This window comes from Marivita sp. S6314, from assembly GCF_023015985.1.
Classification (GTDB): domain Bacteria; phylum Pseudomonadota; class Alphaproteobacteria; order Rhodobacterales; family Rhodobacteraceae; genus Marivita.
Genome location: NZ_JALKAO010000002.1, coordinates 102,800 through 120,590, shown reverse-complemented (window position 1 = coordinate 120,590; position 17,791 = coordinate 102,800). Strand labels below are relative to the sequence as shown.

Genomic DNA, 17,791 nt, shown 5'->3' with positions numbered 1-17,791 from the left:
CTGCAGTGCATCTTCTTTTTCCAAATATGCATATCGCGCGCGCCGCAGGCGCGCGCGGATCGGATCGGCGCAGCCGATCCGACGCCCATCAGGCGATGCTCAGGCTGGCAGCACTTTCGGGCAGTTCTTCGTCAAAGCATCGCTGGTAGAACTCCGCCACGGTCTGGCGCTCAAGCTCGTCGCATTTGTTGAGGAAGGACACGCGGAACGCATAACCCACATCGCGGAAAATCTCGGCGTTCTGTGCCCAGGCAATCACCGTCCGGGGACTCATGACCGTGGACAGATCGCCCGACATGAACGCGGTCCGGGTCAGGTCCGCGACCGTCACCATCTGGCGTACGGTCTTGCGGCCCTTCTCGGTGTTGTAATGCGGTGCCTTGGACAGCACGATCGAGGTTTCGGCGTCAATCGACAGGTAGTTCAGCGTAGCCACCAGCGACCAGCGGTCCATCTGGCCCTGGTTGATCTGCTGGGTGCCGTGATAGAGGCCGGTCGTATCCCCAAGGCCCACGGTGTTGGCCGTGGCGAAGATGCGGAAGTACTTGTGCGGGGTCAGAACGGCGTTCTGGTCGAGCAACGTCAGCTTGCCGTCGGTTTCCAGCACGCGCTGGATCACAAACATCACGTCGGCGCGGCCGGCGTCGTATTCGTCGAACACGATGGCGGTGGGGTTGCGCAGCGCCCAGGGCAGGATGCCTTCCTGGAACTGGGTGACCTGTTTGCCATCCACAAGCTTGATCGCATCCTTTCCGATCAGGTCGATGCGGCTGATGTGACTGTCGAGGTTGACGCGCACACAGGGCCAGTTCAGGCGGGCGGCGACCTGTTCGATATGGGTCGACTTACCGGTGCCGTGATAGCCTTGGATCATCACGCGGCGGTTGTTGCGGAAACCGGCCAGGATCGCCATCGTCGTGTCGGGGTCGAACTTGTAGGTGCTGTCGATATCCGGCACGCGCTCTGTGCGCTCGGGGAAGCCGTGCACAATCATATCCGTATCGATGCCAAAGACCTCGCGAGCCAGTATTTCCTCGGTCGGTTTGGCGTTGATGTCGATCGTCCCGTCGGCCATGTTGCGGACATCCTTCTGTACTGGGCGTGTTGCGCGTGTGTGGTGCAACATAATTGCGGAAGGAGCAAGGGAAAGGGCGCGTGAATTCACTCATGAACTTGCCGGACCAGATTGACGCGCTGATGGCACGGGTGGCGATGGCCGACCGGTCGGCGTTTCAGCAATTATATGACCTGACCGCGCCGCAGCTCTTCGCCGTGGCGCTGCGCGTTCTGGGGGATCACACCGAGGCAGAGGATTGTCTGCACGAATTGTTTACAGCCCTCTGGGACGATGCCGACCTGTTTCGCAGCCCGGACCTGTCGCCAATGGCGCGGGTGGTGACCGATATCCGGGCAGCGGCGATCGCAAGAAAGCGTGTGCGCTATAGCGCGCCAGACCGGGTCGATACGCGCGAACTTTTTGGTGTGGCGGGACTTTCGGATGCTCCGACAGAGCAAGACAACAGCCTTCAAGCCAGCATTTCGGCGCTGCAACCGGCCCGCGCCACGCTGTTGCGGCGGGTGTGTCTGAACGGGGACGGGTATGACGATCTGGCGCGGGCGTCCGACGTGGACGCGCCCACGGTGCGGCGGTCGTTGCAAAAAGCGCTGCAGACCATTGGGTGTTCTTTGATGACCGAAGATCAGCCGTCTGTTCCAGCCGCGGAATACGCGCTGTGTCTGCTTCCGGAGGACGAGGCGGTCATGTTTGAAGCGCAGATGTCCGATGACGCGGATCTGGCCAGGCAGGTGGCGGTTTGGCACGCGGGCCTGTCCGATTATCTTCGGGCTTCAATCCCGGAAACGCCTCCTCCGGCGCAATTGGCGCGCAGGTTGCAGGCCAGCCTGTTCAGCGAGCGGCGCGAAACGCTTTGGCAGCAGCTTTGGCCCTATGCCATTGGCGGTATTATTGCTGCGCTCGTGTTGTGGTTCGCGGTGTCTACGGATGTGCTTGTTCCGCTGCAGTGACCACCGGTTCAGATCGCGCAATTGTGTGCAGGGTTTGCTTGCGATCACGGGGGCGCAGCACCCATGTTGGACCTGCCACAGGAGGATCCGATGATCAGACGCCAGTTTTTGCAAACCGCCGCCGCCGCTTTGGGCTTTTCGGCATCCGCCAAGGCGGTGTCCGCATCCAAAGGGTCTTTCGAGATCACACGCTCGGACGCGGAGTGGAAGGCGATGCTGAACGCGGCTGAGTACCGAGTGATGCGCGAACACGGCACCGAACGCGCGTTCAGTTCGCCGCTCGACCGGGAAACCCGCCGCGGCATGTTTCATTGCAAGGGGTGCGACTTGGCCCTGTATTCCTCGGAACACAAGTTCGACAGCGGCACGGGCTGGCCCAGCTTTTGGCAGGCGCAGGCCAATGCGATTGGCACCAAGCAAGATCGGTCGTTTTTCATGTTGCGGACCGAGTGCCATTGTCGCCGATGCGGCAGTCATCTTGGCCATATCTTCGACGACGGCCCGCAACCGACCGGAAAGCGGCATTGCATCAATGGCGTCAGCCTGACCTTTCGCGCGGCTTAACGCGCGCCCAGTCCCAGCTGCATCAGCGTCTTGCGGACAGGTTTGAGCGTGTACAATGCGTCCAGACCCTTGGCCCGCAGATCCCGCAGCGGTTGCGCGCTGAGCATGGACGTCCGATTTAGCAAGGTGATCCCGGCAACCCGCGCCCGGATATCGGCAATGCGTTTCTGGTGGTAGGCATCCAGCATCTTGCGCGATCCAAGCTCCGCACCGTCGAGGCGCGCAAGATCGCGCAGAACGCGGATGTCTGTCAGGCTCATGTTCAGACCCTGTGCCCCGATGGGCGGCACGACATGCGCGGCCTCGGCGACAAGCGCGATCCGTTCGCCGCTCAAACGGTCGGCTTGCTGGCTGATGATTGGCCAGATTGTGCGCCGCGAGGCCAGTTTCAGGGGGCCGAACAGGTGACAGGACCGCTGGTTCATTGCGTCTTCGAACGCGTCCACGTCGAGTGCGGCAAGTGCGTCGGCCTTGGGGCCTTCTTCCATCCAGACGATGGCAGACGAGGGGGATCCATCCAAGTCTGGCAAAGGTACAAAGGTAAACGGCCCTCCGGTGCGGTGGATTTCAGTCGAAACATTTTCGTGCGGGATCGGGTGCGTTACCGCAAAGGCCAGGGCTTTTTGACCGAAACGGGTGGTTTGCACGTCGATCCCCGCAGCGCGGCGCATCGGGGAGCCGCGCCCGTCTGCGGCGATCACCAGTCGGCACCTGACCTTTGAGCCATCGCTGAGCGTGACCCGCGCTTCGGCGTTGCGCGTGAACAGCGCCGTGGTGCCTGTTCCGGGGCGGAAGGTCACGGAGGGCAGTGCGTCAAGATGCGCGACAAATTCGCGGCGCAGCAGCCAGTTCGGCAAGTTCCAACCGAAAGGCAGGTCAGAAATGTCAGAGGCGTTGAACGCTTTTGTCACCCGTGGCTCTGCCGTTTCGCCGCCTGCATCGACGATCCGCATCACCTGCAAGGGCATGGCATGCTGTTCCAGACGCGCCCAAAGGCCGATCTCGTCCAGAAAATCGCGCGCAGGCTGCAGGAACGCCGTTGTCCGCAAATCCGCGCCGTCGTCATCGCGGCGTGTCACCGGTGGGGCCGGGTCAAGGCACAGCACCGTGTATCCTTCGGCACCAAACGCGGCGGCCGCCGCAAGCCCGGCGATGCCGCCTCCTGAAACAACGATGTCGTAGTCCATGTCTGTCCTCGGATGTAGCGCGTCGTTGATACCTGATTTAGCGCGAACGCGGGGGAAGGGCGATGCGGCAGGTTTCCCGGTGGCTTACTTTCCGACCGTGATCAGGATCAGGGTCACCATGACAATTGGCACAAAGGCCAGCGCGGTCATCGCCAACGCCACCACGCCCCATGTCATAACGGCCATGACAAGCAGCGACAGAAACGCGGCCAGCAGGAGGTAGATGGCACCCGGTGTGCCGTCTTTTACCGCCTTAAGCGCGTCTGCAAATATCGGCGTGCGCGTGGTGGTCAGGTTGGGATCGGAAACAGACATTTGAAACTCCTCTTTATGTACTTGGGAGGTAAGTTCGAAATGCCTGACAAAAACTGTCAAATTGCCGCAATGCGGCAGATTGTTATCGCATCAGCCGTTCAAGAAAATTGTTCAGGTCATCCGTGTGGTGATGAATGTGAGGTGCCTTAACCGCTTCGTCGGCCACGTGCACCGTGCGCATCCCCATCTCGTGGGGGGCCGCAAGATTGCGCGGGTCATCCTCAAACATGGCCGCTTCGGACGTCGTCACGCCGTCCTTGCCAAACACCGTTTCAAACGCCGAGCGTTCCGGCTTTGGGTGAAAGTCCGCGTGTTCCACGCCGTAGATGGCATCGAACAGCCCATCCAGCCCGCGCGCGCGCAGCACGCTTTGGGCATAGGGGGCTGACCCGTTGGTATAGACAATCTTGCGGCCCGGAAGGTCTTTGATCAGCTCAGCCAGATGCGGGTCTTCGGGAAGGACCGAAAAGTCGATGTCATGCACATCATGCAGATACGGTGCAGGGTCGACGTCGTGTTCGCGCATGAGTCCGGCAAGGGTTGTCCCGTATGCGTGCCAGTATTTTACACGCAGCGCATCGGCTTCATCCCGATCCACCCCGACGGAGTCCATGACGTATTGGGTCATGCGCAGCTCGATCTGATCGAAAAGACGCACCGCAGGGGGATACAGAGTGTTGTCGAGATCAAACACCCAATGACGGACGTGATCGAAAGCTTCTTTTACCATGCGTGGCAACCTAGGGTCGCGACACCGGCGCGGCAATGGGGTTGCTTGCGTCTTTTGTCCCGAGGGCGCTATCGTTCTTCAAATCAGAAAGGAAGCCGCGACATGAAAGATGCAAAAGCGCCTCAGAAAGACGCGTATTCCTCGATCCTTGAGGCGATTGATGTCGGTGTGTACCGCCCCGGGGATCGGCTGGTTGAAAGCGATCTGGCGGAACGGTTTGGCATGTCGCGCACGCCGATCCGCGAAGCGCTGCAACGGCTGGAGACGCAGTCTTTGCTCACACGTGACGGACGGTCACTGATCGTGGCATCGCTGGACCACAACCAGATGGCGGAACTCTACGTCGTGCGCACCGAACTTGAAGGCCTGGCCGCGCGTTTGGCGGCCCGTCACGCCACCGAAGAAGAGGTTGAGGTGCTGCGCAGCATGGTCGACGATGATCGCGCCTTGCTGGACGACCCGTCAGCTTTGGCGCGCGCCAACCGACGGTTCCACAAGCAGATACATCTGGCGTCGCATAACCGGTTTCTAGTGCAGCAACTAGATTTGGTGCACCGCTCCATGGCGCTGATGGCGACCACGTCACTGGCAGCAGATGGCCGGGGAGAGATTGCCTTGGCAGAGCATCAGGCAATCGTGGACGCGATCGCCGCGCGCGACGAAGACGCGGCTTACCAAGCGCTGCGTGACCACATTTCTGTGGCCTTTGTGACCCGTTTGAAGCTGGATTCGCAAACGTCAGATTAGGGTTCGTGCGTCGTGTGAATGTCGCCGCCGATAACGTCGGGTTCTGACACGCCGTGTTGGGTCTTGTCCCAGTAGAATGGCTTTATCACCAGTTCTGACAGGGCTTTGTAGACAGCAAAGACCCCGAGCGGAAAATAGAACATCATCATTGGCACCCACTGCATCAGCTTGTCATGCTGCGTGCGGGCGACGGCCACAAATCCGATCAGCAAGGAAACCAGTTCGGCAAAAAGAAAGAGGCCCAGAAGGCCTCCTGTCACCCCGTTTGGCAGGATTTCGGTAAAGGGCGTCGCGATGCCGAAACAGACCAACCAGAAAGACCAGAGCGCCGGCGCCAGGGTGAATTGCAAAATCGTGGTCAGGAAGAAGAACTGAAACCCCAGAAACTTGCGTGGGCCAAGATCCTTAAGCAAGCGCCAGGGTCGCCGCATGTGGACACGGTAGGTGATCATATACCCCTTGAGCCAGCGGGACCGTTGCTTGATCCACGGGATCACGCGGTTGTTGGCTTCTTCGCGGGTGACGGTCGGCAAGAGGATCGTTTTATACCCGAACCGCGCCAGCCGGATGCCGAGATCAGCGTCTTCCGTGACGTTGTGAGCGTCCCAGCCGCCGACATGCTGAAGCGCAAACCTGCGGATGAACACGGTTGTGCCGCCAAGCGGGATGGGAAAGCCAAGGCGCGCAGCCCCGGCCAGCACGATGCGGAACCATGTGGCGTATTCGATGGTAAAGCACCTGGAGACCCAGTTTGCGTGCGGGTTGTAGAAATCAAGAATGCCCTGCGCGCAGACCACGTCCTTGGGGGCCGCGTGAAAGGCATCGACCACGCGTTCGATCTGGTCGGTGGCGGGGGCATCTTCGGCATCCAGAATGCCAATGATATCGCCGCGCGTGTATTTCAGTGCATAGTTCAGCGCCCGAGGTTTGGTTTTCAGATCGGCATCCGGCACTTCGATCACGCGCATCCAGCTTGGCAAAGATTGCGCGGCCAACATTTGTCTGGTTTGCGTGTCCTTGGTTTCGAGCACAAGAACCACGTCCAGCAAGGACTTGGGATAGGTCAGGCGCGACAGGCGCTGGACCAGCGTATTGGCGATGGCCGCTTCGCGGAACATCGGCACCATGAGGCTGACCACCGGTCGCTCTGACAAGGGGACATCAACGACGATCTTCGGAGGTTTCTTGTAGCCCGCCAGAAAAACGCAGATTTTGAAGATCAGGCAGGCAATCAGGTTGGTGACAGCGACGGCTGTGATGCCGACAAAAAACGCATTCGGAAAGACGTAGAAGATGCCGATGCACACGCCAAAGAACAGGCTGGCCATGATCCCGCGCCGCCAGGTGAGCTTGTTGATGTCCCGGCAGCTCAGATCATCGGGCACCTGGCGTTCCGCCAATTCGGCCAGCCTGTCGGCGTGGCGCGCGGTGACAAAGTCATGGATATCCGCTTCGCTTGCATCGCCAAACAGGATCGGGCCCAGTTGATGTTCCAACATATCCCGCAATTGGGTGCGGTCACCTTCATGGGCTGTACCAACAAGCAGCGCCTGTCCCAGCCGTCCCCATGGCAGGACCCGGTGTTCGATGCAGAATTCTGGTGGCAAGCGATCGCACACATCAGGATCAGGCGGGTTGGTGATCGGATCAAGCCGTCGGGCCTTGACGGCCAGACGTGTTGCGCTTTGCACCGTGCGTTCGGTGGGGTCGCTTGCAGGTGTAGACCGACGCGGTTGCACGAAGGGCAAATCAGCGATCGGTGATGTGTTCTGCGCCATAAGCCCCTCGGATGCGGTCCGGGGGTAATAAACCGTTAAACGGTTAAGCGGTTGTTAACGCGGGTCAGGCGGACACGGCTTTCGCGTCGGCCATCGACGCGGCGAAGCGTTCAAACAGGTAATAGCTGTCCTGCGGACCGGGGCTGGCTTCGGGGTGTTGCTGAACCGAAAACACCGGGCGGTCCGACATGCGGATCCCGCAATTGGACCCGTCAAACAGCGACACATGGGTCTCCACAACGCCGTCAGGCAGGGTTTGGCTGTCGACCGCAAAGCCATGGTTCATCGACGTGATCTCGACCTTGCCGGTGTCCATGTCCTTGACCGGATGGTTCGCCCCGTGGTGGCCGTGGTTCATCTTGATTGTCTTTGCGCCCAAAGCAAGCGCCAGCATCTGGTGGCCCAGGCAAATGCCGAACATCGGCAGGTTGGTTTCGGTCAGGATGTGCTGGATCATCGGCACCGCATACGCGCCGGTTGCGGCCGGGTCGCCTGGGCCGTTGGACAGGAATACACCGTCCGGGTTGTGGGCCAAAACCTCTTCCGCCGTCGCGGAGGCGGGCAGAACCGTGACATCACATCCGGCGCTGGCAAGGCAGCGCAGGATGTTGCGTTTCGCACCATAGTCGATGGCGACGACCTTGTGCTGCGGGTTTGTCTGGCGGCTGTAGCCTTCAGGCCAGGCCCACCGCATTTCGTCCCAGCGATAGGACTGCGCGCAGGTGACGTCCTTGGCAAGGTCCAGGCCTTCCAGCCCAGGGAATCCGCGGGCTTTTTCGACCAACGCGGCGATGTCGAATTTACCGTCCGGATTGTGCTCCAACGCGACATGCGGCGCGCCCTGCTGCCGGATTGCGCGGGTCAGGCGGCGCGTGTCGATCCCCCCGATTGCGATCCGTCCACGGGCGGCCAGCCAATCGCTCAGTTCCTGCACGGCGCGCCAGTTCGAACTTTGCGTCGGCATCCATTTCACCACCATGCCTTCGGCCACAGGATCGGCCGTTTCATCGTCGTCCGGATTGACGCCAACATTGCCGATATGGGGGAATGTGAAGGTGACGATCTGTCCGGCGTAGGACGGGTCGGTCATGATTTCCTGATAGCCGGTCATCGCGGTGTTGAAGCACAGTTCGGCCACCGATGTGCCCGTGGCCCCGAAGCCCTGACCGTAGAAAACCGTGCCATCCGCCAGCGCGAGGCATGCCGTCGGTGTGTCGTTTGAAAGCTGGGACATGGCGCGACTCCGATGGGTAAAATCTGCCGGAACCTACGGCTGTGTCGGCCTGCGGTCAAGGGAAGGTTGAAATTGCGTTATTGTTTGAATTCAGTGGTTTAGCTGTTCCTGCAAGAGCTTGCGTCTTGCAGCCAGCTTTCGTACTGTGCCCGCTCGTTTAACCATGAGGATGGGACATCATGGACCTTCGCACTCGGATCACTTCGTCGATCAAACAGGCCATGCGCGACAAGGACAGCGCGCGTCTCTCGACGCTTCGGCTGATCAATGCGGCGATCAAGGACCGCGACATTGCCGCCCGCGGGGAGGGCGTTGAGGATGGTGTCGGCGACGATGAAGTGCTTGGTATTCTTGGCAAAATGGTAAAGCAGCGCAAGGACACGGCCAAGACCTATGAAGAGGCGGGGCGGCTTGATCTGGCAGAACGCGAACTGTCCGAGATCACCATCATAGAAGAGTTTCTGCCGCGAAAACTGTCGGATGACGAGGTCGTCAGTGCCATCGACACGGCTGTGTCGGAAACGGGCGCGTCTTCGATCCGCGACATGGGCCGCGTGATGGGCGCGCTCAAGGCGAAATACACTGGTCAGATGGATTTCGGGGCCGTGGGCCCGATGGTCAAGGACCGGTTGGCGAACGCCTAGCGGAGCCTAAGGCGCAAGCGCGAAATCGGCTCGAATGGTGTGTAGCCGGTCGTCATCGGTGATCTTGTAACGTTGGACAAACCGCGTCTTGTATCCCACGCGCCCACGCCGCGCGCCAAAGTTTTCGCCGTGGTTCAGCATGTAAAGCACACTGGGTTGCGAGAGCGGAGCAAGCGATTGCCCGGCCAATTTGGCCAGATAGGGAAACATCCTGTGTTCGTGCTGGGTCATCTCGGTGAGGAACCGGGTTGAGGCGTGTTCATTTGGCGCATGGTAGAGCGCGGCACAGCTTCCGCAGAGCTTCCAGAACGGTTTGCGCATCGGCGCGCTGAAACTGCGCCTATCGGCAAGAGCGATGTCACCGGTGCTGACATCCATCACAAGCCCGGATTGCACAAGGTACCCCCCCGGTTTTTGCCGCCGGAGCATTTCGGACACGACGCCTTGCCGCAACAGATCGTCGGCATCAAAGGACATCACGTAACCCGGACGCTGAACCAAACGTCGGAGCGTTTCGCCCAGGACCCGCAGCTTGCGCCACTTGTCATTTCCGGGCGCAGGGTCGTCAAACGGGACAAACACGATACGCGGATCGTCGGGAAGATCCGGTTTCTCCTGACAACACACCGCCGCGATCCAGTTCGGATTGTCCTGCATGATAAAGGTTTGAAGCGTGGTTGCCAGCCGTGCCACGACGGCGGGCCAGTCGCCCACATGATGCGGTCCGACAAGCGGAATGAGGAAGGTGACCTGCTCGGACGTTTGCTGTTCGATGCCGATTGCGCGCAGTGCAAGCGCGGTTTTTTCAGACGCGACCATATCCGGGGTTGGGGCATGATTGCCGAACACGGAGGCCCGCAGCAAATGCTGCGCGCGTTTGAGCTTTGGAACGGCGGGTACCTGTGCCATGGGGCCTCGGATCAGGGGCGGGCGATGCGCCGAACCTTTTCATCGAGCTCTGCGTAAAGCGACTTACGTTCGTCTTCGCTCAGAAACGCGCCGATCTCAACCTCTCTTCCGGCACCGGACAGCGTGACATAATGGGGCACGGGGCCGCCCTTTTGATGCATGTTCACCTGCGTCCAATAGGGGTTGCACCGCCATTCCTGCGCGTCGCCTTTGCGGGTCTGACGGGTCAGGTGCAGATCGTCAGGTGTCAGGGTAAGCACCTCGATGATGTCCAGATCGCGGTTGTTGCGTTGCAGCGCGTACCACATCGCACCCAAGGCAAGCAGCATGAAAGGCAGCACCCCCCACAGCAGAACCGTCCCAATCAAACCATAAAGCGGGATCGTGGAGAGCGTGAAGATGCCCAGAATGGTCGCGGCGAACCCGTGGGCGGGCAGAGATCTGTGAGGCCACAGCCGAAGTTCGGACGTATCGGCCGCGTCTTTGGTCCAGGTGTAGGGCATGTGCATATCGGTGTTGACGGGTGAACAGGATGGTAATGCGCCTGGCGATGAAAAAAAGGCCCCAGAACTGTGCTGGGGCCTTTTTCGGAGTTCAGATCACGCCGTTTAGTGCGCGTGTGTCTTTTCCCAGTCTTCGCGCTTTGGAAGCTGCTCGAAGGTGTGCTCCGGGGGAGGGGACGGCAGGGTCCACTCCAGCGTGTCCGCGTACTCATTCCATGGGTTCTTCGCGGTTTCCGCACGACCCTTGGCAAGGCTCCAGATGATCACACCGATGAAGAACAGGAACGATGCAAAGGACAGGAACGCACCCCAGCTTGAGACATAGTTCCAGAAGGCAAATGCTTCAGGGTAGTCAATATAGCGCCGTGGCATACCCTGACGGCCCAGGAAGTGCTGCGGGAAGAACGTGATGTTTGTGCCGATGAAGAAGGTCCAGAAGTGCAGCTTGCCTGCCCATTCCGGGTACATCTTGCCGGTCATCTTCGGGAAGTAGAAGTAGATCCCCGCAAAGATCGCAAACACCGCACCCAGGCTCATCACGTAGTGGAAGTGGGCAACCACGTAGTACGTGTCGTGGTATGCACGGTCCACGCCAGCCTGTGACAGAACGATGCCGGTCACACCACCAACGGTGAAGAGGAAGAGGAACCCAAAGGCCCAGAGCATCGGCGTTTTGAACTCGATCGAGCCGCCCCACATGGTGGCGATCCAGCTGAAGATCTTCACCCCTGTTGGCACCGCGATCACCATGGTGGCCAACATGAAGTAGGACTGCTGTGTCAGCGACATACCCACGGTGTACATGTGGTGCGCCCACACGACGAAGCCCAGAGCACCAATCGCGATGATCGCCCAGACCATTGGCAGGTAGCCAAAGACCGGCTTGCGGCTGAAGGTTGCGATCACGTGGCTGATGATGCCAAAGCCCGGCAGGATCACGATGTACACTTCCGGGTGGCCAAAGAACCACAGGATGTGCTGGTAGAGAACCGGGTCACCACCGCCTGCGGGGTCAAAGAAGGTTGTCCCGAAGTTACGGTCGGTGAGCAGCATGGTGATCGCACCCGCCAGAACCGGCAGAGCCAGAAGGATCAGCCAGGCTGTGACAAAGATCGACCATGCGAACAGCGGCACCTTGAACAGCGTCATGCCCGGTGCGCGCATGTTCAGGAAGGTGGTGATGACGTTGATCGCACCAAGGATCGAAGAGGCACCCGACACGTGGACCGCGAAGATCGCAAGGTCCATCGACATGCCGCCTTCATTGGTCGACAGCGGCGGATAGAGCACCCAGCCCACCCCAGAGCCAAGCTGACCGTTGCCGCCCGGTGCAAAAACCGAACAGATCGCCAGCGTCGTACCCGCAACAAAGAGCCAGAAAGACAGGTTGTTCAGACGCGGGAACGCCATGTCCGGCGCGCCGATCTGCAAGGGCATGAAGTAGTTGCCGAAACCCCCGAACAGGGCCGGGATCACCACGAAGAACATCATCAGGATGCCGTGACCGGTGATCAAAACGTTCCAAAGGTGGCCGTTCGGCGTACAATCGCCAACCGCAGCGGCGGTCAAACGTGCACCTTCCATACACATGTACTGAACCCCGGGGTTCATCAGCTCCATGCGCATGTAAACGGTGAAGGCAACCGAGATGAAACCGGCAAGACCGGCTGCAATCAGGTACAAAATCCCGATGTCTTTGTGGTTTGTGGACATGAACCAGCGCGTAAAGAACCCGCGGTTGTCCTCGTGTTCGTGGCCGTGAATGGCGGCGTCTGCCATATCTGCCTCCTGAATGTGACTGTCGATAAGGCACAGCTCTTACAGGCTGCACCTTTGTTCCCACGCCGTTGTAAGAGGTCGGCGTGTTGTCAGCAACGGATGTAATTGACGTAGATCAAACTTTATTGTCGCAGTTCGAAAGTTGCAGCAGGCGACTACTTGTAGGAATTGTTCGAACTATTTCAATTATTTGACTATGATTATTCATGCAAAATCGTGAATTTGACCAAAATTTTGTGGGTCTGGCAGGAGCAATTTTTCTGCCCTTTACGGGGCCATCCACGTCCTGCCGCAACATCTTTTCTTGCGGTGATTCAAAGCGTCAGGCGCCCCTCCGTTCCATGCCCGGAGGCTTTTTCGACCCTTACGGGACCCACGTCGCGTCGCAAATCTGTGAAGGGCTAAGCTGGTGGAGACGTGTCACACGCCAGTGGCTGACCAGTGGTCCTGCGCATGGTTGTGTCGAAACTGCGCTTGAGGGCGACGTCCACATCCGCCATCGTCACGGGCATGCCCAGATCGACCAATGATGTTACGCCGTAGTCGGTGATTCCACAGGGCACGATCCCGTCGAAGTGGCTCAGATCCGGTTCGACATTGATCGACAGGCCATGAAAGCTTACCCAGCGGCGCATCCGGATGCCAATTGCTGCGATTTTATCTTCGGCAACCTGACCGTTTGGAAGTTTGGGCCGATCAGGGCGTTCGATCCAGACACCCACGCGACCATCTCGGATATGGCCGGTCAGGCCGAACTCTCCCAAGGTGGCAATCACCCAGTTTTCCAGATCCTGCACGAAGCACCGTACATCATGCCCGCGTTCGCGGACGTTCAAGAGCGTGTACACCACCCGCTGGCCGGGCCCGTGATAGGTGTATTGCCCACCGCGTTTCGTGGCGTGAACGGGAAAACGGTCGGGGTCTTTGAGGTCCTGCGGGTCTGCACTGGTGCCCGCAGTGTACAGCGGCGGATGTTCAAGCAACCAGATCAGCTCGTCCGCCTCACCTGCCGCAATCGCGTTGACTCGCGCCTCCATCGTTGCGACCGCGTCGTCGTAATCCGTCAGACCGTCAGAGATTCGCCATTCAACCATGTCATTCAGGGCAAAAGCCCTGCCTCTTTCAATTTCGGTAGGTTTGACCGGCTGACCGGCACATCAAGCCCGGTTTTCATCGTTAGCGTCGCGCGGTCATTGTGTTTCGTGACTTTGGCGATCTGGTCGAACGCCGCCCAATGCGACCGGTGCACTTGTGTGCCGGGGGTTGTGCCCACTTCCCGGATCGCATCGGCCAGTCGCATCAATAGCATGTCTTCGCCGTTTGTCGTCCGCACGCGGACGTAGTGATCTTCTACAGACAGCGCCACCAGCGCCCCGCGTTTGTCAAAGGGCAGCCGATCAAGAAGCGGGGGCACCTCGTCGCGGGCCGGGGGCGGTGTCGGGGCGACGGACAGGTGGCGGTTAAACAGATCAATCACCGCCATGACGATCATCGAGATCGCAACCGTGGTTCCAACACTGATCGGCAGGTCAGGCAACGTGGGCCGCAATCCGAAGACAACCGCGTTCAGAAGGATGACCAGTGTGCTCATTGCGATGCCGGTCAACACGCCGGCGATGCACACGCGCATGATCCGGGCAAAAGAATCGGTGGAATTGCGCAGCAAGGCGTAGCTGATCGCGTATCCGACCACATAGCCCGCCACCACGAGCAGGCCCCAATAGGCAGCGCGTTCCGGCAAGGACAGCGACAGGAGTGTTCCGAAAGGGCCCACCAATGCCAGCACAGCGGTGACCCCGGCCTGCGCCGTAAGCGTCAGCGGATGCAATAAATGCTGCCGCCATTCACGAAGCGTGAGCTGCAATGGGCCGTTGGTCACGAACGCATTCCTGTCACTGGCGCATCTCCTCTGTTCGCCGTCTGCGTTTTGAAAAAGGTGGTGCCGTATCCCCGGCAAAACAACAAGAGGACGCCATGACGCTTACACCGTTTCTTTCCGCACCGTTCGAGATTCAGGTTCATATGGTCTGTGCCATTATAGGGTTAAGCCTTGGACCGTTCGTTTTGTACCGCAGTCGGCGCGATAGGGTCCACAAGGTCCTGGGCTATGTCTGGGTCAGCGCGATGGCGGTGCTTGCGATCAGCTCTTTCGCCATCCCTTCGTTTTTCACGCCCATCGGGATCGGGCCGCTGCATCTATTTGCGATGATCACGCTCTGGTCGCTTTGGACAGGGGTGCGCTATGCGATACAGCGCGATTTCGATGCGCATCAGGCGGTCTTTCGCAGCCTGTATACCAACGGGTTGATCATCGCGGGCGCGTTCACGTTTCTTCCCGGGCGCACGATCAATCAGATGGTCTTTGGTGAGCCGTCACACCTTGGCTGGCTGGTGATCGCGGGGCTTCTTGGTTTGGTTGCCATACGTGTCTTCGGACCGCGCATCGGGTTTGGTCTGCGCACATGAGAGAACCCGCATTTTTGTGCTTGCCCCTGTTTGTCCCATTCGCTAATGAGCCGCGTACCAAGTCAAGACAGTGCGGTCGTGGCGGAATTGGTAGACGCGCAGCGTTGAGGTCGCTGTGGGGTAACTCCCGTGGAAGTTCGAGTCTTCTCGACCGCACCATTTTCCTGAAAAGCTGGCTAAGATTGCGGCGTTACCATCTGTCGAAGATGCGTGCGGCCAATGGTGCGCCGATGATGACTGCGAAGATCCGCAGGATGTGATGGGCCACAACAAACGCGATGTCCGCACCGACGATCAGCGCCAGAACGGTGAGCTCTGCTTGCCCGCCGGGCGCGAAGGCCAGCAGGGCCTCCATGCCCGACGCGAGACCCAAGGCATAAATCGCTTCGACGAAAATCAATGTCAGGACGATCAGGATCAGGCAGAAGCCCAATCCCGCCGTCAGGTCTCGGCGGACCTCGTCTAGCGTGATTCCTGCGTATTTTGTGCCGATGCTCATGCCAATGAAGAACTGCGCGGCCCAAATGGCCTCGGCAGGCGGGCGATGATGCAGGCCATCGGCGAGGGTCAACAGCGCGGTCAGGATCAGCGGGCCTAGTATGGACGCTCCGAACAAGCCAATGCGTTTCGCGACGCGCCAGCCAACAAGGCCGCAGATGCACATCAAGCCCAGTTCGTGCAACGGGATGTCCGTTACCGGTTCGCCCGGAGGATTGGACAAATCCGCGTCCCAGACGCCAATGAGCAGAAAGGGGAGGGCCACAACGATCACCATCACCCGTGTCGCGTGGATCAGGCTGATGGCGCGGACATCGCCACCGGCTTCTTCGCCAAAGACGATCATGTCCTGCAGACCGCCTGGCATGGTGGAATAGTAGGCGGTGGGAAAATCAAAGCCGCAGATGCGCTGGAAATAGGGCACGCCGATGACGCCAATGCAGGCGATCATGACCGGAACCAGCATCAGGGTTGGCCACATCGCCGGAAAGGTTGCCAGAACGGCAGGAGTGAGCGTGGCACCCACCGCTACACCAAGGATGGTGCGCATGCTTTCGTTCAAGAGCCGGATTCCGCCCATGTCGAACCCGGCCAGTGCCGTGATCAGGCACGCGGCGATGGGGCCCAGCAACCACGGCAGCGGCAGTGCCAAAACGTGAAACACAGCGACACCGAAGGCAGCGCTTGCAAACGTGGTGGCGACGGGGATCAACGCGACTGGCCCCGCAGTCGGTAGCGCAGGGATGTTTGCAAATGCGCTTCGGCAGCGGCTTCTGCGGCGGCGCCATCGCGATTGCGCAGCGCGGTGATGATGTCGTTGTGCTGGTCCACCACAACGGACATTCGGTCCGGGTCCAGATAGGTCGTGCGCCCCAGCAAAAGCAACGCGCTGTTGATGGTCTGGGCGGATGACAGCAGGAACCTGTTGCGCGCCGCCAGATACAGCGTGCGATGGAAATCCTGATTGATCGCTGCTCCGACGGACGGTGCATCGCGGCGGGTGTCGATTTCCCGGTTCATGGCGTCGAGCGTGTCGAATTCGGCGTCCGATCCGTGCTGCGCCGCCATGCGGGCGGCGGTCCGCTCCAGCACGATCCGCATCTCGTAAAGCTCGACGATTTCGGTGTGCGACAGGCTTCGGATCACGGCGCCGATGCGGGGGCGATGTTCAACGATGCCACCTGCTTCCAGCTTGCGCAGCGCTTCGCGGACCGGCGTGCGCGACAGGTTCAACTGCTGGGCAACATCCTCTTCCCGCAGGCGGTCCCCGGGGGATATCGCCCCGCTGCGTAGCAAATCAAGCAACGCATCGTAGGCGGCATTGCCGCTGGATTTCGCGGATAGGGAAGAGTGTGTCATTTTGTATCCGTTTGGATACAATCCTTTAGGCCAGTATGGTCCGGCTGTCAAAGTGCAGGATACGAGGAATCAGGGAAGCGTTCCCAGCCACAGCCACGCAGTGACAATCGACAGGGCGCTTGCCAAAAGAACCGAGGAGGCGGCGACACGTTTGGCCCGACCGTACATGCTTGCAAACACGTAACAATTTACGCCGGGTGCCATTGAGGCCGTGATGACAGCACTGCGAAAGGCGTCGTCATCCAGCGCAAACTGGGTGCCCAGTGTCCATGTGATCGTTGGGTGCAGCACAAGGCTGATTGCACAGACAAAAAGAATGACGCGCATGTCACCTTCGGGCCGGTAACGATACAGAACCCCACCCAAAGCAAACAACGCGGCAGGCAAAGCCGTGCGCACCATCATGTCCAGCGCCGTGCCAAATGGGGTTGGAAGGGTCACCCCGAACACGTTGAACACTGCGCCCAGGACAATGCCAATGACCAACGCGTTGCGGAACATGGCCTTGATCACGATCAGCGGCACATCACGATCCGATGTGCCGGAACTGCGCGCACGCACGAATTCCATCACGGTGATGCCAAGCCCATAGCAGAAGGGCGAATGCAGAGCGATCAGCGCATAATTCGCCGTCAGCGCGTCAGGACCATAGGCGCGTTCGGTGATGGCAAGCCCCAGCAGAACGGCATTTGCGAAGAGGCAGCAAAAGCCAATGGCAACCGAATCTTCCCAGCATCGCTTGAACAGGTATCGGGCCCCAAACAGGCCGCAGCAGAAACAGGTCAGCGACCCGGTGTAAAAGCTGATCAAAAGCGGGATCGAAAAGCTGTCGCCAAGATCCAGCATCCAGATCGCGCGGAAGAGCAGGCAGGGGATGGCGATTTTTTGCGTAAAAACCATCACCCCGTCGACAACGGACTCACTTACCAAACCGCGCCACGCCACGAGATAGCCAAAGCCGATGACGATAAAAACGGGCAGGATGACGTCAATCAGCGCCTGCATGTCAAAGGGATCGGCGGAAGTAAGAAATCGGGCGCATACCGGCAGACT

Annotated in this window: 19 protein-coding genes and 1 tRNA gene; 6 read left to right on the top strand and 14 right to left on the bottom strand. The window is 59.6% G+C overall.

From position 1 onward, the window contains the following. Positions 1-88: 88 nt before the first annotated feature. Entirely contained in the window at positions 89-1,075 is a 987-nt protein-coding gene (gene cobS / locus MWU54_RS04950; protein WP_247081214.1) for a cobaltochelatase subunit CobS, read from the bottom strand. An 80-nt stretch (positions 1,076-1,155) separates the two neighbouring features. Between cobS and MWU54_RS04945 the strand changes: the two genes are divergently transcribed. Further along, positions 1,156-2,025 carry a sigma factor gene (locus MWU54_RS04945; protein ID WP_247081212.1) on the top strand — a complete coding sequence of 290 codons (870 nt, stop codon included), beginning with the start codon at positions 1,156-1,158 and terminating at the stop codon, positions 2,023-2,025. Between the two features lie 90 nt (positions 2,026-2,115). Continuing rightward, a complete protein-coding gene (msrB, locus tag MWU54_RS04940; RefSeq protein ID WP_247081210.1) occupies positions 2,116-2,589 on the top strand; it encodes a peptide-methionine (R)-S-oxide reductase MsrB in 474 nt (157 codons plus the stop codon). Here the strand turns inward: msrB and MWU54_RS04935 are convergent. The 3 genes from MWU54_RS04935 to MWU54_RS04925 all read right to left on the bottom strand — a co-directional run bounded on the left by MWU54_RS04935 (position 2,586) and on the right by MWU54_RS04925 (position 4,821). Next, on the bottom strand, positions 2,586-3,776 hold the full coding sequence (locus MWU54_RS04935) for a UbiH/UbiF family hydroxylase (protein ID WP_247081208.1): 1,191 nt from the start codon (positions 3,774-3,776) through the stop codon (positions 2,586-2,588). The genes msrB and MWU54_RS04935 overlap by 4 nt on opposite strands. An 84-nt stretch (positions 3,777-3,860) precedes the next feature. Next, positions 3,861-4,091 carry a hypothetical protein gene (locus tag MWU54_RS04930; protein ID WP_247081206.1) on the bottom strand — a complete coding sequence of 77 codons (231 nt, stop codon included), beginning with the start codon at positions 4,089-4,091 and terminating at the stop codon, positions 3,861-3,863. An 82-nt stretch (positions 4,092-4,173) separates the two neighbouring features. Further along, on the bottom strand, positions 4,174-4,821 hold the full coding sequence (locus MWU54_RS04925; protein ID WP_247081204.1) for a pyrimidine 5'-nucleotidase: 648 nt from the start codon (positions 4,819-4,821) through the stop codon (positions 4,174-4,176). 102 nt (positions 4,822-4,923) lie between these two features. Here MWU54_RS04925 and MWU54_RS04920 point away from each other — a divergent pair, with 102 nt between their 5' ends. Continuing rightward, entirely contained in the window at positions 4,924-5,568 is a 645-nt protein-coding gene (locus MWU54_RS04920; protein ID WP_247081202.1) for a GntR family transcriptional regulator, read from the top strand. Here MWU54_RS04920 and MWU54_RS04915 read toward each other — a convergent pair. Continuing rightward, positions 5,565-7,346: a glycosyltransferase family 2 protein gene (locus MWU54_RS04915; RefSeq protein WP_247081200.1), complete on the bottom strand. Its 1,782-nt coding sequence runs from the start codon at positions 7,344-7,346 to the stop codon at positions 5,565-5,567. The two genes, MWU54_RS04920 and MWU54_RS04915, sit on opposite strands and share 4 nt — an antisense overlap. Before the next feature lie 64 nt (positions 7,347-7,410). Then, positions 7,411-8,580 (bottom strand): glutamine-hydrolyzing carbamoyl-phosphate synthase small subunit, encoded by a 1,170-nt coding sequence (carA, locus tag MWU54_RS04910; protein WP_247081198.1) that lies wholly within the window; start codon positions 8,578-8,580, stop codon positions 7,411-7,413. Positions 8,581-8,759: 179 nt separating this feature from the next. Here carA and MWU54_RS04905 point away from each other — a divergent pair, with 179 nt between their 5' ends. After that, positions 8,760-9,224: a GatB/YqeY domain-containing protein gene (locus MWU54_RS04905; RefSeq protein WP_247081196.1), complete on the top strand. Its 465-nt coding sequence runs from the start codon at positions 8,760-8,762 to the stop codon at positions 9,222-9,224. A gap of 6 nt (positions 9,225-9,230) precedes the next feature. On the opposite strand, the gene MWU54_RS04900 is transcribed toward MWU54_RS04905, so the two are convergent. The 5 genes from MWU54_RS04900 to MWU54_RS18825 form a co-directional block, all read right to left on the bottom strand. After that, positions 9,231-10,133, bottom strand: coding sequence for a hypothetical protein (locus tag MWU54_RS04900; protein WP_247081194.1), 903 nt, complete (start codon positions 10,131-10,133; stop codon positions 9,231-9,233). 11 nt (positions 10,134-10,144) lie between these two features. Further along, complete coding sequence (locus MWU54_RS04895) at positions 10,145-10,636, bottom strand: DUF2244 domain-containing protein (RefSeq protein WP_247081192.1); 492 nt, start codon at positions 10,634-10,636, stop codon at positions 10,145-10,147. Between the two features lie 105 nt (positions 10,637-10,741). Continuing rightward, positions 10,742-12,415, bottom strand: coding sequence for a cytochrome c oxidase subunit I (gene ctaD / locus MWU54_RS04890; RefSeq protein WP_247081190.1), 1,674 nt, complete (start codon positions 12,413-12,415; stop codon positions 10,742-10,744). 401 nt (positions 12,416-12,816) lie between these two features. Continuing rightward, positions 12,817-13,509, bottom strand: coding sequence for a lipoyl(octanoyl) transferase LipB (gene lipB / locus MWU54_RS04885; RefSeq protein ID WP_247081188.1), 693 nt, complete (start codon positions 13,507-13,509; stop codon positions 12,817-12,819). 5 nt (positions 13,510-13,514) lie between these two features. Then, entirely contained in the window at positions 13,515-14,294 is a 780-nt protein-coding gene (locus tag MWU54_RS18825) for a LytTR family DNA-binding domain-containing protein (protein ID WP_247081186.1), read from the bottom strand. A 95-nt stretch (positions 14,295-14,389) separates the two neighbouring features. On the opposite strand from MWU54_RS18825, the gene MWU54_RS04875 reads away from it, so the two are divergent. Continuing rightward, entirely contained in the window at positions 14,390-14,881 is a 492-nt protein-coding gene (locus tag MWU54_RS04875) for a DUF2306 domain-containing protein (protein ID WP_247081184.1), read from the top strand. Between the two features lie 72 nt (positions 14,882-14,953). Then, positions 14,954-15,040: transfer RNA gene (locus MWU54_RS04870), tRNA-Leu, on the top strand. A gap of 31 nt (positions 15,041-15,071) precedes the next feature. Here the strand turns inward: MWU54_RS04870 and MWU54_RS04865 are convergent. The 3 genes from MWU54_RS04865 to MWU54_RS04855 form a co-directional block, all read right to left on the bottom strand. Beyond that, a complete protein-coding gene (locus MWU54_RS04865) occupies positions 15,072-16,091 on the bottom strand; it encodes an AbrB family transcriptional regulator (RefSeq protein ID WP_247081182.1) in 1,020 nt (339 codons plus the stop codon). Next, positions 16,088-16,738: a GntR family transcriptional regulator gene (locus MWU54_RS04860; protein ID WP_247081180.1), complete on the bottom strand. Its 651-nt coding sequence runs from the start codon at positions 16,736-16,738 to the stop codon at positions 16,088-16,090. Before MWU54_RS04860 ends, MWU54_RS04865 begins: the two co-directional genes overlap by 4 nt. A 69-nt stretch (positions 16,739-16,807) precedes the next feature. Beyond that, on the bottom strand, positions 16,808-17,743 hold the full coding sequence (locus MWU54_RS04855; RefSeq protein WP_247081177.1) for an AEC family transporter: 936 nt from the start codon (positions 17,741-17,743) through the stop codon (positions 16,808-16,810). Between the last annotated feature and the right edge of the window lie 48 nt (positions 17,744-17,791).